The organism is Klebsiella pneumoniae subsp. pneumoniae HS11286 (assembly GCF_000240185.1).
Classification (GTDB): Bacteria; Pseudomonadota; Gammaproteobacteria; order Enterobacterales; family Enterobacteriaceae; genus Klebsiella; species Klebsiella pneumoniae.
Map to the genome: position 1 here is coordinate 1 of NC_016838.1, position 13,571 is coordinate 13,571.

The window sequence follows — 13,571 nt, forward strand, 5'->3', positions numbered from 1 at the left end:
GTTCTCGTTTTAGTGATTGTTGACCGGAACCACGATAGCTTACTAGGCACACCTGTAATCGCAAATGCCTGTTTTACTTATCCACTTATCCACTGGTTAGATCCCAATAATAAGATCCCTATACAGATCCCCATATAGATCCAAAGAGATCCCCGATCGCCGCAGGCCGCGCCACGCCTGGGCTAAGGACTGATCCGTGTATGCTGTCAGCGGTAAACGATATGCTGTCAGCGGTACGGTATATGCTGCCAACGGTTTTGTGTATGCTATCAGCGGTAATTGACGTATGCTGTCAGCGGTTAGAACCAAAAGGTATCCACATGTCCACAAAAAATAAAAAAGAGAGTGAAATCAAAGAAATACCTGAGGATAACGAAATTCTTGAGGAAGATGCTCTCAATTTGTACACAGGTGACTTAGTTCCTAACAGCAACAATACGGTGCAGCCAATCGCTTTAATGCGCCTTGGCCTCTTTGTTCCAACGCTCAAGGGAACGAAGAATAGCTCTCGCAACAAGTCCAACATGATCGACGCATCCAGGGAGCTTGTCCAGCTTGAAGTCGCGCGGTCAGAGGGTTATTCAAACATTAAAATCACCGGTCCGCGGCTGGATATGGATCATGACTTCAAAACCTGGGTTGGTGTTGTTCGCTCTCTGGCTGAATACGGCGAGCCAACAGGGCGCGTAGAGCTGAGCATCACGAAGTTCGCCAAGTTCTGCGGCTACCCGTCCTCGCAGATCCGCAAGACCCTGCGAGACCGCCTGACAAACAGCCTGCTCAAGATCATGCGCACGACGTTGTCGTTCCAGCGCACTCATGAAGAGAAGAACGTCGACGACACCAACAAGATATCCCTGTTGATGGTTCACCTCATAAACAGCGTTGATTACAACGAGAAGAAAGACTCCATTGTCTTTTATGCTGAACCTAAGCTGTCTGAGCTCTATCGCTTTGACCACAAAGTTCTGCTGCAGTTGAAGGTCATCAACAAGCTCCCGCGCAAAGAGACGGCACAGGCGCTGTATACTTTCATCGAAAGTCTTCCTCCTAAGCCGGCACCGGTATCTCTTGCCCGGCTGCGCGCCAGGCTCAATCTGAGCACGCGCAACGTCAGCTCGCAAAACCAGACTATCAGGAACGGATTGAAGTCACTGCAAGAGCTGGGCTATCTCGAATATAGCGAGGTTAAGCGTGGCCGTTCTGTCTACATCCAGATCCACAGTCGTAACCCAAAACTGAAAGTCACATCGAGCAAACCCGAGAAGCCAGAGGCGCCTAAGCAGGCAGAAGAAGCGAAGGGTGAAATTGATGCGAAACAGAACCTCAAAAACAAAATTTCTGAGCTGTCGCAGAACCTGACGCCAGAGAATATCAAGCTGATCGAGATACTCACCAATAGCCTCAAGTTGCTTTGATACGCTGTCAGCGGTTCAACATATGCTGTCAGCGGTTCTTTTGTCTCAATGTATGCTGTCAGCGGTAAAAAGTATGCTGTCAGCGGTACATTTCCACTATCTGCGGTCTTTATAAATCGACATGGCTAACGTCTAAGAGCAACTGTTGCCCTATGAATGTATGCTGTCAGCGGTGAAAGATATGCTGTCAGCGGTAAAACGTATGCTGTGAACGGTACAAGGTATGCTGCCAGCGGTAATTCACTGGCAACGTATGCTGTGAGCGGTAATTCAGCACTGAATTAGATATCCTGAAAACGGGCGACGCAGTCGTTGATTTGCGCCAGGCCCGTGTAGATAACAATATGGCTTCCCCAGTGGTCACTAACCTGCTAACCCGCATGAATGCTAGGTTAGTGGTTACTAACAAATGTTATTCCGTCACACTTAAAACGCGCTGCAGAAACATCGGTTAGTGAATCTGCTTGAGCAAACCCCAAAGCGTTTGTGCTTTCGATGTGAGTTTCCCGGTTTCAGGATCAAACATGCGCCATTCCCGACGCTGGTGGATGATGTAACCGTCTTCACGTTCCAGACGCTCCAGCATGTCCGGTTTTCTGAAGCCTTTCGCTCTCCAGTAGCCGCTTGTTTTCTCAATCTCAAGACCAGTCATTGTGAGAGCCATTAACCAACCTCCTTACATCCGTCGAAAAAGAAACTTTGGTTTTTGCTATGAACGCCGTAGACGTCGTGGGATTTGTTGTAGATAAGCTTGTCCTCGCCAACGCCAACCAGTTTACCGTTGCGTTTAGCCAGATATGGAGATGAGAGAACCTCATCGCCGCGGACGACATAGAACTGATCTCCGCTATCAACGACCAGCGCGCCGAAGTCAGCTTTAGTAGGTCTGCTGATTTGATCATTTTTCACCTGCGATACGGTCATATCGCATTGGTAAATTCGGGTATCCGCCAGCAGAGAGAAGGATAGGGCGGCCAGCAGTAGCGTTATTTTTCTCATACCACTATCTCTGTGTAGACCTGTGCTGTAGAGGTGACGACCAGCACCAGTGCGAGCATGTTCACAGTGGTTCCGTTGACAGGAGACAGAGCTTTCTTGAGTGTCCCGATCATCAGGCAGTCCAACATAAACAGTATTGAAAAGATGAGTAACAGGATATCTATGTATATCTTCATAATAGGTAAATACTAACTTATCTATTTTGAGCTGTAAATGGCTCCGGAAGAGCGCTAAGGCCTGGAACTCCCTAAAGATGGCCAGTCCAGAGCCATTCACCATAAGCAGTGGCTAAGCATCACTTTCAGTACTGGCAGATATCCAAACTAATATTCTCATGTGTTTCTCCTTTGTGGTGTATGTACTTACTTATTATTCAGATCGAGATAAGGGGAGCAATCGTCCTGTTCAGGTGATGGCTCATCTATTAGAGCAATGACCTCGCGCAGCTGAGCGGCCCATTCAGGCTCAGGTAAGCCTTGGGCGATTTCTGCGTCGATAACATCGAGCGCGGCATTGGCCGCATCCCAGAGCCTCTTCACTTTGATTCTTCCTTCACCAGCCACCAGGCGTCTACGATGGCTACCTGGTAACTACGTGGCACTGTCACATTTGACGTTGGAATTGGGATTAATTTCATATTAGTAACCAAGTTGTTTTCTTATTGGTGATAATAAACAAAATATAAAGGCGTCCAATGGACGCCCTGTGATTACGCTTCTTCTGTTTCGGCTGAAGCAGACTCTTTAGCTCGACGTTCGTCGATCGCCTGTAGCGCCGCAATGATCTCCGGAAGGGGCTTATCACGATACATATCGACGATCTGCGATTTGGTGTACTTCTTGTCGCCAATCTCTACGCGGCCGCTGGCATTCTTTGGCAGGTATCCTTCTTCGAGCATGTGCTCAACCAGTGACTCGATAACGTCCAGACCGCGGGTCGGGTCGAAGTAGAATTTCCATGAGCATTTGCCGAATGGCGGTGCCACTTTGTTTTTGATGCACTCGGCGCCAACGTCCTGACCGATCTTATCTTTGCCATCCTTCATGACAGAAGCGCCAAGACGAATACGTACTGAGGCGTAGAACTTCGGAGAATCACCACCAGGGGAGGTGGTTGGATCGCCAAACATCACGCCGATTTTTGTACGAACCTGGTTAAGGAAAATAATGCAGGCATTGTACTTGCGCGCCCAGAGCGCCAGCGTCGGAAAGTTGGCGCTCGTAGCACGAGCCAGGGCCGTATTGTCGTTCATGTTTAGCTGATCTTTATCCTTCGCTGTACCTTCCGCCATTTTGTCGAACTTCTCGGCTTTGGAGTTTGGCACCATTGACGCAAGGGAGTCGGCTACGATGCAAATAGGGGCGTCTGCGGGGATCAGCTCTTCGTCCCGCACCAGTTTCAGGATGGTGCCGATCAGCTCAACCGATTCTTCGAACGTGTCCGGCTGCTTATAGACCCACTGGCCGTCATCCTCATCCGCATTCAGCCCGTTTGCCACCGCCAGACCAACGTCAAAGCTGTTTTCGTGGTCGAGGAATACAGCCAGACCCTCCTGTTTCTGAGCGGAGACCATGGCGGCCGTCGCCAGGAAGGTTTTACCAGCACTTGGCGGCCCAAAGATCTCAACGATACGTCCGCTTGGGAAACCGCCGTCATAGCGCCCGGAGATGGCTTTATTCAGCGGAGGGAAGCCGGAATCAATCCAGTGTGAAACCTTTTTGGATCTCGTCATTGCTGCCGATTTTCTTTTTTAATGCCATTGCCAGTGCTGATTTTCCTTTTGCCATTCTTAGGCTCCTTTTTGTCTCGTTGATGCGTTTGGAAGCGGCGGCTTCATCAAACTTTATTGCGTCGTGGTTGAGGTGTTTGGCCATACGAGAGAGGATCTTGACGACCTGTTCGCTAATCAGCCCGTACTCTCGCTCTGTCACGCTCATGCCGGCCGCGCCGAGAATGCGCGGTAGCGCAACAACGGCATGTTCTCCATGGAAGAAGACAATCTCCTTAGCCAGCATCGTAGGCGTGGTCGTATTGCCGTTGATGAGTGATTTCAACATCAGCAGTACCTCTCAAAAGGCAAAACGAACACGTCCAGATCTTCCAGGAATGACCGGAAGTTCAGCTCATGGCAGAGCAGTTCAAAGGCTTTCAAATCACGTGCGCCTTTTATCTTTTCGATTTCGCTGGGTGGGAACTTGGTATCGATGAGGTTCATCAGCGTCATGTTGCGCTTGAAGGCTTCCAGCATCCGGCAGCCGGTCTTCTCGTTGAAGGCATTTTTGGCCAGTTTGTTGAATGCCGTTTTGTATCGGCCTTTATTGATGACGATCGAGCCGTCGTTAATGCCGCGCACCATAGCGGCGACGCTTCCCCATTCGTGCAGCAGCTCCTTGGCGCCGCCGTCACCAATTCCGCCTACACCTTTGATGTTGTCGGAGGTATCCCCTTGCAGAGCTTTGGCTTCGAGGAAAGCACGAGGAGTAGGCAGGCCGATCAGCTCTGGGAACTGCTCAAAGTTCACCTGCTTGTGTTTGGCGTCTTCACGAAGGCTCACCCAGCTGACTTTTTCTCGAACCAGCTGCAGCCAGTCGCCGTCGCCGGTGAGCAGGTAGATATGATCGACCGTTGGTTGTGGCGCAAGACGACCAACCAGCATCCCCGCCAGGTCATCGGCCTCGGCGTCTTTGGCGATCAGCTGGTTGACGCCAAGGGCTGCCATCATTTTCAGGATGTAAGGCTTCTGGACTGCAAAGCCTTCTTTCATCCTCTTCATTTCCGGATCTTCATCGCGATTTGCTTTGTAATCCGGGTAATAGTCGCGACGCTTGTCGCTAAAGCCGTCCCACAGGATCATGGGGCGAGCGTGAAGAATGGAAGCATAGCGACGAACGTTTTTGACGAAGCCAAACACCGCCTGAACTTCCATTTCGCCGTTATGTAATTTGTCAGATTGCTGGTGGTAATAGCCCAGGCTGTTACCGTCCACAAAGAGATAATTCACCGGAAAACTCCTTCCAAAAAGTAAGGCGTCCGTAGACGCCTTAACAGTCATGGCCTGGGATTAAAGCGATTCTAATTCCGCCAGCAGATCGTCAAGACCTTCATCGTCATTAGAGGTGCTGGTCGCGGCCGCAGTGGTAGTGGCGGCAGCAGCTGATGCTTTAACTTCTTCCGGCTCTGGTACGAACTCAGCTTCTGCGGCACGTAAGATCTCTTCGTCTACCAGAGATGTTTTTGCTGGTTCCGGGGTAGAGGTCGTGGCTACAGCAGCTGCACCTTCCGTATGGCCAGTGATGGTGCCAAAACCTGGCAGCGTTGCTGCACTTGCAGCAGCTGGTGAGGAAATAGCAGCGGTGGTGGCGGCAGGTGCTGCAATACCAATGAGACGCCCCATGGTGCGAACGGTAGACAGCAGACGAGTTTCATCAGCCTGATTGGCGTAAGCGATCAGGTCATGCTGGGTCGACCACAGTTTTTCAGGGATATCGCCCTTGTAGACTTTACGTTTTGGGGATACGTCGTACTTGGTATCGCGACCGGAGCCGGTGCGTTTGATCAGGAACGCATAGCCTTCTTCTTTGCTTAACGGGTTGCCGATATCATCTGCGATATCCTCAGACATCACTTTGCAGATATCGTCGAACACAGTGGACGGGAGCTCAATCAGCTGGCATTTTTCCGCGTCGCCAAAGTCTTCACGAGCTGAAAGTACGCCATTGACCAGGTAGCGTGGAGTAGCGCGCATTTGACCGATACGCTCTTCCATTGCCTTGTTGCCTTTGTAGCGAGCGCGACCTTCCATCACCATCTCACACAGCTGGCACGCACGATTGTGGGTGTGCTGTTCGCAGATATAGGCAGTGGTAACTTCTTTGCCCTCCTCATTCTGATGCTTAACGTAGTGCATACCGAAAGTCTGGAAGAACACACCGTTCTGATCCTCCTTGTTGGGGAAGATGCGCAGATAGTTATTACCGTCTTTCAGACGGGTTAGGTCGACGTTGTTGCCTCGTTTGGAAGCAATATCGCCGCGGGTCTTGTTAAGCAGATCAAGTAATGACTTAGACATGTATTTCTCCTTGTTGTGATTATGGCCATGGGCGCTTTTCGCTTGGGGCATTCGCTTGTTCGTGGCTCTTAAAAGCGTACATAATAATAGATCAGTACTTACTTACTATCTATCAAAAATTATCGGGTGGGTGTGAAGCGTTCGGCACCCAGTCGTTCAATCTCTACGATGGCCATTTTCGAGGCCTGCACGATCATGTCTCTACGGTGAGAGAAGGCGGTGACAGCGTGCTTATAGATGTCAGCGATCAGACGTGCGTCATCCAGTTTTTGGCGCTTCGCAAGGTATTGTGGGCTTGTGCGAACCTTAGCTTCCAGTACTGATTCATTGAACTTTATTCCGTTCATACTCAAGTTCTTACGTTCAATGTCGTAAATTTTTGCCTCTATGGCATCGAGGGATAGTTTAGCATCTGCAACCTCTCGTTCCGCGCGCGCTAGTCTTGCGCCGTACTCCATCAACAGCCTCGGTTGCTGCCGCCAAACCTCTTCCAGATTGTCGCGATCGAACTCCAGATCGGTCATGATTTTTTCGTAAATTTCGGTGCTCATTTTGTTATGTATCCACTTACTAATTTATATCAATAGTACCATGAAGAAATCAGCTGGTGGAGCATGTGTCGTGAGGGTGTGGAGGGTGTGGAGGGTGCGGAGGGGCTTATAAATGGAGTATGCAAACAAAAAACCCGCCGTTTGGCGGGTTATATTTTGTGAATTTAGTTATTTCCCAATGACCCGGCCATTGCCGCGTATTTAATCTCATCTTCAGGGATTTCGGGGTGAAGCTTGATTTGCCGAATAACATAGGCAGGGACTTCGTCGCCCCAGAGCTTCGCCGCATCTTTGCAAATCTTATAAGCTAAATCTCTATGTTCAAAAGCATAGGCTTTACCATAGGCGTATTGTTGACAGCTGTGTACATATGCACCAAAGTCGCCATCCTTGTCTGGGAAGGCGCATCCGGAAAGTATTAGTGAGGTAGCGACGATGGCTATGCCTTTAATCGTGCGGGGCATTATTTTTTTCCTCAAAATTCAGGTTTCATCTGCTCAGGAAATTTCTTAGATGAAGCGTAATAGCTCCCAAGGGTATAAGCCTTTAACTGCTGTTCAGTGTCGACTCGACATGATGTGTTATAACAAGCACCGCTGATCATCCCATAAGCTGCAGCCTTTTGTTTAAGTCTGCCTTTGCTTCTTCGATGCTGTTCTTGCTCATTGTCACGACGCATCCTGAAACAATCGCTTGGGCCTTGCGGTCGTCCATGTTAAAAATCACCGTGTTGGCTTCTTTACTGTATCCATTATTCTTGTAAACATCGGCAGCGAACTCACGACATTCAGTGTAGTGCGGGCTTGTTTTGACCTCATCATAATTCGGTATCTTCATGCCAGCACAGCCAACCATTATGAAACTCATCCCCGTTATTAGCGTTTTTTTTTATCATATCCCTAACCCAAAGGCTCCGTTATGAGAGTGTGTAGTCCAGTTAAGTACCATTGTTGGTGCTACAAATATGTTCCCAAATTCACGAGAATAAACAAGAGCATCCCTTAAAAATGTGTGGCTTTATGTCTCAATTCTGTTAGAACGGGGTAAATTTTACACTGATTCCAAAGAATGCCCCGCCATAGGGCAGGGCATTCTTTATGCTACTTTTTTACCGAATATGTTTGATAGAGTGACTCTGGTCTGCCTCTTAAGCCGGTATTTTCTGACGTCGCCTATCTTGCTCACCTCCATGAACTCCTTGGCCACCTTCAGTACAAGACGGTCGCGGAACGTTTTAAATGAAGCCAGCTCTTCTTCTGGTTTGTCAGATTCATAAATCTCCAGCAGATATTGGCACGCCTTTGGATCTTGCGTTTTTAATGCCAGCGCACGCGCGCATTTCCGTAATCGACAAATAGGGTCGGCGCCATCCTGCTTTGCAAACGCCAATGCCAGATCGAGCGTGACAGGGCAGTCAATGATTTCCCAGAACTGGGATCGCAGAGTGGCTTCAATCGCCTTATCCTGAAACTCCTGTGGTATTGCTGTGAGCTCTTGTGCAATTTTATTCGCTGCGCTCATGTGTTTTCCTTTAGTCATTTGTTAATAGTCTCCGCTACCTCTGCCAGAATGGCTTCCAGCTTTTCTCCTTCCTCTGGACGGAAGTACAAAATATTCGGGTTAAATCCATAGAACACGGTCACGTCCAGGTCTGGCAGATATTCTTTGCGCCCAACAAGATCGGATGGCTTGCTCTTGTTATTGAACAGCGATGTCGCCCGGCTGCCGCACGTCAGCACGTAGGTTGGACGAACTAGATTTATCTCTTCCCGCATAAAGTCGATAAACTGGCCGATCTCATCTTTGGTGTAGTCTTTTTCCTTATCCTTTACCTTTTTACACACGCCAGTGACATACAAATCCCCCATACGCAGGTCACCAGAAACCAGCAACTTGGCTTTGAAGTCATCGTAGCCGTTCTCCATGAAGTAGCCGGTACGTGCATCATTGCCATTGGCGTTGTCGAGTATGACCATAATTTTTGGCTTAATGCCGATGCTTGGTCGTATCAACTCATCGCCCAGGCCCATTCTGCGGCCATGCGAGTCATCAGCACATTGACCTCTGCAGAGCGTTTTGGGTTCATTTCAAATGGGCGTGAAGCTTTCACCGCATCGATCACCAGATTGCCCATCAGCTCTGCCTGGTCGCGCAGACGTACCGGATCGATCGCCGGCATACTGCCAGGTTCAATAGAGGCGAATGCTCCAACCTTTTGCAGAGACTCACGTACTCGGCTGTTACAGGCTCTCTTCTCGACCGCTTCCTCAAATTGCGCCAGCGACTCGAACTTGCCACCAACTTTCTCACGCGCTCGCATAATGGCCTGGCACCCATTTTCAGAACATCCTTTAACCGCAGAGAACGGGGCGTAAAGTACCTGGCTGCCATCTTCGAGCGTGCGGATCTCGATGCGATTCGAGGACATATTAATGTCGGGTGGCAGTACGCGGATGCCATAGGTTAAGGCATCCTTTACCAGTCCCTGGTGCTTGTCCTCGCCAAGAATGGTGAGCGCTGCGGCGAAGAACTCTGCAGGGAAATGCGTTTTCAGCCACATGGATTGATAGCTGATCAACGAATACGCTACTGAGTGAGATTTGTTGAACTGATACGCACCGTTCTTCTCGAAGGCTTGCCAGATTTCACTGGCTTTTGTTTCAGATAACCCAGGATGTGACCCTGTCACGCTAACAACTGCCATCGGCAGCTTAACGCCGGCATCCAGCGCCTCTTCTACTGTCCGCAACTTGCCGTCTTCACATTTAAAATGTTCCGCGCGGTGTATGCGCTGCGCCGTGCCATCCTCCATAACGACGTCGATCCACCCAGCCTGAGCCTGAACGATGAATTTCTCGCCCATGCTCTTCATCTTCTCCATATCCTTCTTGCCGATCGCCTTACGCACACCATCAGCTTCGGCCATGGTAAAGCCTGCCAGCAGTCGCGTAGCGTTCATCGTCTGCTCCTGATAGAGAATGACGCCGTTTGTTTCAGCAGTCAGCTCGTCAAGTACCGGGTGAAGTGATTGCGGTGGCATGAAGCCCTTGGCCACAGCAACATAGTCGTCCAACATGCCTGACTGAATTGGACCTGGTCTGAAAAGCGCAGTTGTGGCCACAACGGTTTTGAAGCTCATTGGCTCGATACCACCACCCAGATCTTTGAGTAGCTTCCTCATGGGGCCGGACTCAAGCTGGAACACACCTTGCGTATACCCCGCGGCGAATCCATCAAGTACTTTGCGATCATCCAGTGGGATGGCATCGAGGTTGATGTCCTTACCGGTGCTCTCTTTGATGTAACGTTTTGCGCTATCCAGCAGATCGAGAGTGGCCAGGCCCAGAACGTCCAGTTTGATCAGCCCCATTGCCTCGCAGTATCGTTTATCGAATGCGATGCAACGCGCGTCTCCACGTCGCTCTACAGGGGTACGTTCCGTCAGAGGTACGCCAGCGACAATCATCCCTGCAGCATGGCGGCCGAAGCCACGCATCAGGTTTTGCAACTTGCTCGCCGCCTTAAATGCGTCCGGATGTTTGGTGGCGTACTTGTCCAGACTGGCCAGCTGCTCGCGCAGCTCCGACAGAGACAGACTGTCATCCTCCAGGGTCTTTAGCTCCTTGGAAACAGCCATATCCGCCGCATCAACTCCATAAATACGCGCTGTGTCGCGCAGTGCGGAAGCGGCGCCCAGATAAGTGAAGTTCGGAATGCCTGCAACATACTCTTCGCCATATCGGGCATTCAGATACTCGATCACCTCATGACGCCGCGCCTGGCTAAAGTCCAAATCCGCATCCGGCAAGTCGAGACGCTCAGGGTTAATGAAACGTTCGAACAGAAGACCATGACGGATTGGGTCAACGTTAGTAATGCCGATGCACCATGCCACCAGAGAGCCGGCGGATGAACCACGACCTGGCCCGACAGGAATACCAGTCTCGCGACTATGATTCATCAGATCGCGAACCATCAGGAAATAACCGCAGAATCCCAGGCGAGTGAGCGTTTCCATTTCATACTTGAGGCGATCGACGTAAACGCGGTGCTCGGAAGCTGGTGGCGTGTAGCCAAATTCTTTGTTGCTGAGACGTTTTCGAAGCCCTGCGACAGCCAGTTTCATCAACGTTGCAGGCTCATCGTCTGCCATTTTTGGCAGCGCCGGCGCCATCTCGTGCCAGCGCCATTCGCACGCCTTAACGATGGAGTCTTGCGTTGTAGAAGCCATGGCGGCAGATACAGATACGCCCATTCGGACAGAAAACTCTTTCAGAGCCTGCAGCAGATGACGGCGACCATTTATTGCATTGTCGCGCTGGTGGGGGATACGCAGCCGGTGTGGCTGATCGACTTTGATATTGTTCATCACCATGTGGGCGATGTCTTTGATGTCAGCGTCATCAACCCCTTCGTAATAAGCTGGGTAAAACGCAACGGGCTCGATTTTCAGTGCGCTTGCCACTTTCATGGCTCGCACGTTGATCTGGTCATAGAATGGCGTAGGGTGCGGATAAACTACGCTGTAGAAATTCTCGCGTCCGCCGGCAGTAATCAGCGCGCTAATAATTTTAGCGAAGTCCGGGCGCTGGAATACGCTGCCGATATCCGAAGTCAGCAACAGTATATTGCCTTTAGCGTAAGTAGCCGCCAGCTGTTCGAGCGCCAGGCGTGGTACGAAGTAAAACTGCTCGCGTGTATTGGCTAAAGTCATTAGTTCGCAAATGTCGCGATAACCTTGCTCGTTTTTAATCAGTGCGGTGAAGCAGTAGTTACGTCCACGCTCCAATGATTCCATACATCCATTAGACTCTTTGGCCAGTTTAGCCCGGTACTCGTATGTTGGATCGTCGACAACATTCAGCTTAACACCACAGATCACCGCCATCTCATCGCCAGCTGCTCGCTGCAGGGGGATAACGCTGGCGATATTCATCGTGTCAGCAGAGATAACCGCGGTATAGCCAGCCTCCTTTGCTACCTTTACTGCGTGCTCTGCTTTCAGTGCTGATTCTCCCAGGGAAAAATCAGTCCTGACCATCAGTGCTTTCATGTGTTTTTACCTTCTGTTTTTTCTTAATTTTGTCGTTGGGGAAGACGACGAACTTCCCGTATATCGAAATCGCAACTCCTTTGGCTGCCTGGTGGCAGTCAGGCCTGTGAGCGCATGACAAACAGGCCGCGCCAGTTTCAGAAGCTGCGATAAGAGATCCAAAACAACCTTTACGCACGATTAACCGAAGATTTTCTGAACCACTTCACGCGCCGCTTGCGCAGAGGTGGAGGGGAGTTTATTGATGAATGACTTCTCGATGCCGGCTGCGAAATCACCTCGCATCATTCCGATTTTTGCGGACAGAAGTAGCTCACGCGGGCCGATTGGTTGGCTGATCAGGTGTTGCTCATACCCGTCTCGTACCAGATTGGCGAACTTAACCATTTTTTCGGCGTATTCACGGATGATTCCCGCTTCGACCAGCATGTTTACCTCAGCACCAGGCTTCATGTACTTGACGTGAGATACGATGCCAAAGCGAGAGAAGTTAGCCGCGTTCTGGATGTTCGTTCCTTGATAAAGCCCCGTTTCATCCCCTGAACCATTAGTGTTGCCTGTACCGATGAAGGCGAAGCGCTTATGCGGCGCCACGCGACGCCAGTCTGGTGTCGCTTCTTTGATTACGAGAGGTTCGCCTTCCAGAACTGGCTGGTAGATCCCCAGAATCTGCGGGAATGCAAAATCGTATTCGTCTGCCAGATACACCCAACCGTTCTTCATCGCCAGCGACAGAAGCCCTGGTTCAAAGTAGGTTGTGCCTTCTCGCGCCAGAATCTGGCCCGTAATATGGGCTTCCTCAGTTGATGCCGTATGCTGTGAGCGGATCACCGGGCGATTCAGGAGCGCGCAAAGCTGGGTTGGCAGGGAGGTTTTCCCCGTACCAGCATGACCCCATAGATAACCAGGAATGCCGATCTCCAGCATCATGAAGATGTCTTTAATCAGATCGAAGTCGCCGTATACATAGCCGGCTTTCACTTCTGGCACGAACTCCGGATATGGCGTGTTGATGTTGACCGTCACCTGAAGGGGTTTGCCTCGAGGCGTGCCAAGTTCCTTGATGGTCAGGCCAAGCAGCTCGTGAGCGGCGACAAGCTCAGTTTTGATTCGACTGTCCCTGCATAGCCGGGGTGGGAACTGATATCCGCGATTTTGCCGTCTGCTCCAGCCTTCTCAGAGCGTTTATTCTTTAACGCTTCAATGGCCTTTGGAGACAGCGTTGGTTCCCCGGGGAATGCTGTGGTGTACATTTTCACTACGTCATCCACACCAAGCCCTTTGGCTTCTTCCGGAATGCCTTCACAACGTCCCATCGAAATGTGGGATTTGAGGTGATGGAAGGATTTTTCCGCACCATTTGCAGGTGACGGCATCAGAGTGGGCGTCTTGTGGTAGCGCAGTCGCGGTCATGTGTTTTTCCTTACTTGTTGTCGTTTCTGGGCTCTATTCTATACGAATGTATCAGGCTTTATAGTAAC

16 protein-coding genes and 2 other annotated features are annotated in these 13,571 nt (G+C 50.4%); of the genes, 1 reads left to right on the forward strand and 15 read right to left on the reverse strand.

Going from position 1 to position 13,571, the window contains the following annotated elements; translation table 11 throughout:
• The first annotated feature begins 200 nt into the window (after window positions 1-200).
• Window positions 201-1,418 carry a replication protein A gene (locus KPHS_p100010; protein ID YP_005220808.1) on the forward strand — a complete coding sequence of 406 codons (1,218 nt, stop codon included), beginning with the start codon at window positions 201-203 and terminating at the stop codon, window positions 1,416-1,418.
• 451 nt (window positions 1,419-1,869) lie between these two features.
• Here KPHS_p100010 and KPHS_p100020 read toward each other — a convergent pair whose 3' ends face one another.
• The 15 genes from KPHS_p100020 to KPHS_p100160 all read right to left on the reverse strand — a co-directional run bounded on the left by KPHS_p100020 (window position 1,870) and on the right by KPHS_p100160 (window position 13,466).
• On the reverse strand, window positions 1,870-2,082 hold the full coding sequence (locus KPHS_p100020) for a hypothetical protein (RefSeq protein YP_005220809.1): 213 nt from the start codon (window positions 2,080-2,082) through the stop codon (window positions 1,870-1,872).
• Window positions 2,082-2,696 (reverse strand): hypothetical protein, encoded by a 615-nt coding sequence (locus tag KPHS_p100030; protein ID YP_005220810.1) that lies wholly within the window; start codon window positions 2,694-2,696, stop codon window positions 2,082-2,084. The genes KPHS_p100020 and KPHS_p100030 overlap by 1 nt, the downstream gene beginning before the upstream one ends.
• An 83-nt stretch (window positions 2,697-2,779) precedes the next feature.
• The gene (locus KPHS_p100040) at window positions 2,780-2,956 is read right to left on the reverse strand and encodes a hypothetical protein (protein YP_005220811.1); all 177 of its coding nucleotides are present in this window, start codon (window positions 2,954-2,956) and stop codon (window positions 2,780-2,782) included.
• 170 nt (window positions 2,957-3,126) lie between these two features.
• Window positions 3,127-4,149, reverse strand: a complete 1,023-nt coding sequence (locus tag KPHS_p100050) for a putative recombinase (protein ID YP_005220812.1) — start codon at window positions 4,147-4,149, stop codon at window positions 3,127-3,129.
• On the reverse strand, window positions 4,115-4,474 hold the full coding sequence (locus tag KPHS_p100060; protein YP_005220813.1) for a hypothetical protein: 360 nt from the start codon (window positions 4,472-4,474) through the stop codon (window positions 4,115-4,117). The genes KPHS_p100050 and KPHS_p100060 overlap by 35 nt, the downstream gene beginning before the upstream one ends.
• Window positions 4,474-5,418 carry a hypothetical protein gene (locus KPHS_p100070; protein YP_005220814.1) on the reverse strand — a complete coding sequence of 315 codons (945 nt, stop codon included), beginning with the start codon at window positions 5,416-5,418 and terminating at the stop codon, window positions 4,474-4,476. Before KPHS_p100070 ends, KPHS_p100060 begins: the two co-directional genes overlap by 1 nt.
• Window positions 5,419-5,478: 60 nt before the next feature.
• The gene (locus KPHS_p100080; protein ID YP_005220815.1) at window positions 5,479-6,486 is read right to left on the reverse strand and encodes a putative regulator; all 1,008 of its coding nucleotides are present in this window, start codon (window positions 6,484-6,486) and stop codon (window positions 5,479-5,481) included.
• Between the two features lie 119 nt (window positions 6,487-6,605).
• The gene (locus KPHS_p100090; RefSeq protein YP_005220816.1) at window positions 6,606-7,037 is read right to left on the reverse strand and encodes a hypothetical protein; all 432 of its coding nucleotides are present in this window, start codon (window positions 7,035-7,037) and stop codon (window positions 6,606-6,608) included.
• Window positions 7,038-7,201: 164 nt separating this feature from the next.
• Entirely contained in the window at window positions 7,202-7,501 is a 300-nt protein-coding gene (locus tag KPHS_p100100) for a lipoprotein (RefSeq protein YP_005220817.1), read from the reverse strand.
• A gap of 136 nt (window positions 7,502-7,637) precedes the next feature.
• Window positions 7,638-7,892, reverse strand: a complete 255-nt coding sequence (locus KPHS_p100110) for a hypothetical protein (RefSeq protein YP_005220818.1) — start codon at window positions 7,890-7,892, stop codon at window positions 7,638-7,640.
• Window positions 7,893-8,132: 240 nt separating this feature from the next.
• Window positions 8,133-8,558, reverse strand: coding sequence for a hypothetical protein (locus KPHS_p100120; protein YP_005220819.1), 426 nt, complete (start codon window positions 8,556-8,558; stop codon window positions 8,133-8,135).
• Between the two features lie 14 nt (window positions 8,559-8,572).
• Window positions 8,573-9,067, reverse strand: a complete 495-nt coding sequence (locus tag KPHS_p100130) for a DNA polymerase III (RefSeq protein ID YP_005220820.1) — start codon at window positions 9,065-9,067, stop codon at window positions 8,573-8,575.
• Window positions 8,573-12,090 (reverse strand) — a sequence feature (potential frameshift: common BLAST hit: gi|294502044|ref|YP_003565781.1| DNA polymerase III). It overlaps the preceding gene by 495 nt.
• Window positions 9,046-12,090, reverse strand: a complete 3,045-nt coding sequence (locus KPHS_p100140; RefSeq protein YP_005220821.1) for a putative DNA polymerase III alpha subunit — start codon at window positions 12,088-12,090, stop codon at window positions 9,046-9,048. Its footprint overlaps the feature before it by 3,045 nt. Before KPHS_p100140 ends, KPHS_p100130 begins: the two co-directional genes overlap by 22 nt.
• A 180-nt stretch (window positions 12,091-12,270) precedes the next feature.
• The gene (locus KPHS_p100150; protein ID YP_005220822.1) at window positions 12,271-13,116 is read right to left on the reverse strand and encodes a porphyrin biosynthetic protein; all 846 of its coding nucleotides are present in this window, start codon (window positions 13,114-13,116) and stop codon (window positions 12,271-12,273) included.
• Window positions 12,271-13,466: a sequence feature (potential frameshift: common BLAST hit: gi|294502045|ref|YP_003565782.1| porphyrin biosynthetic protein), on the reverse strand. Its footprint overlaps the gene before it by 846 nt.
• A complete protein-coding gene (locus KPHS_p100160; RefSeq protein ID YP_005220823.1) occupies window positions 13,158-13,466 on the reverse strand; it encodes a putative porphyrin biosynthetic protein in 309 nt (102 codons plus the stop codon). Its footprint overlaps the feature before it by 309 nt.
• Window positions 13,467-13,571 lie beyond the last annotated feature (105 nt).

Coding starts and splice junctions, on each gene's coding strand:
- KPHS_p100100 (YP_005220817.1), bottom strand. CDS start 7,501: ATGCCCCGCACGATTAAAGGCATAGCCATCGTCGCTACCTCACTAATA.
- KPHS_p100120 (YP_005220819.1), bottom strand. CDS start 8,558: ATGAGCGCAGCGAATAAAATTGCACAAGAGCTCACAGCAATACCACAG.
- KPHS_p100140 (YP_005220821.1), bottom strand. CDS start 12,090: ATGAAAGCACTGATGGTCAGGACTGATTTTTCCCTGGGAGAATCAGCA.
- KPHS_p100080 (YP_005220815.1), bottom strand. CDS start 6,486: ATGTCTAAGTCATTACTTGATCTGCTTAACAAGACCCGCGGCGATATT.
- KPHS_p100160 (YP_005220823.1), bottom strand. CDS start 13,466: ATGCCGTCACCTGCAAATGGTGCGGAAAAATCCTTCCATCACCTCAAA.
- KPHS_p100020 (YP_005220809.1), bottom strand. CDS start 2,082: ATGGCTCTCACAATGACTGGTCTTGAGATTGAGAAAACAAGCGGCTAC.
- KPHS_p100050 (YP_005220812.1), bottom strand. CDS start 4,149: ATGACGAGATCCAAAAAGGTTTCACACTGGATTGATTCCGGCTTCCCT.
- KPHS_p100030 (YP_005220810.1), bottom strand. CDS start 2,696: ATGGTGAATGGCTCTGGACTGGCCATCTTTAGGGAGTTCCAGGCCTTA.
- KPHS_p100090 (YP_005220816.1), bottom strand. CDS start 7,037: ATGAGCACCGAAATTTACGAAAAAATCATGACCGATCTGGAGTTCGAT.
- KPHS_p100060 (YP_005220813.1), bottom strand. CDS start 4,474: ATGTTGAAATCACTCATCAACGGCAATACGACCACGCCTACGATGCTG.
- KPHS_p100110 (YP_005220818.1), bottom strand. CDS start 7,892: ATGGTTGGCTGTGCTGGCATGAAGATACCGAATTATGATGAGGTCAAA.
- KPHS_p100130 (YP_005220820.1), bottom strand. CDS start 9,067: ATGGGCCTGGGCGATGAGTTGATACGACCAAGCATCGGCATTAAGCCA.
- KPHS_p100010 (YP_005220808.1), top strand. CDS start 201: ATGCTGTCAGCGGTAAACGATATGCTGTCAGCGGTACGGTATATGCTG.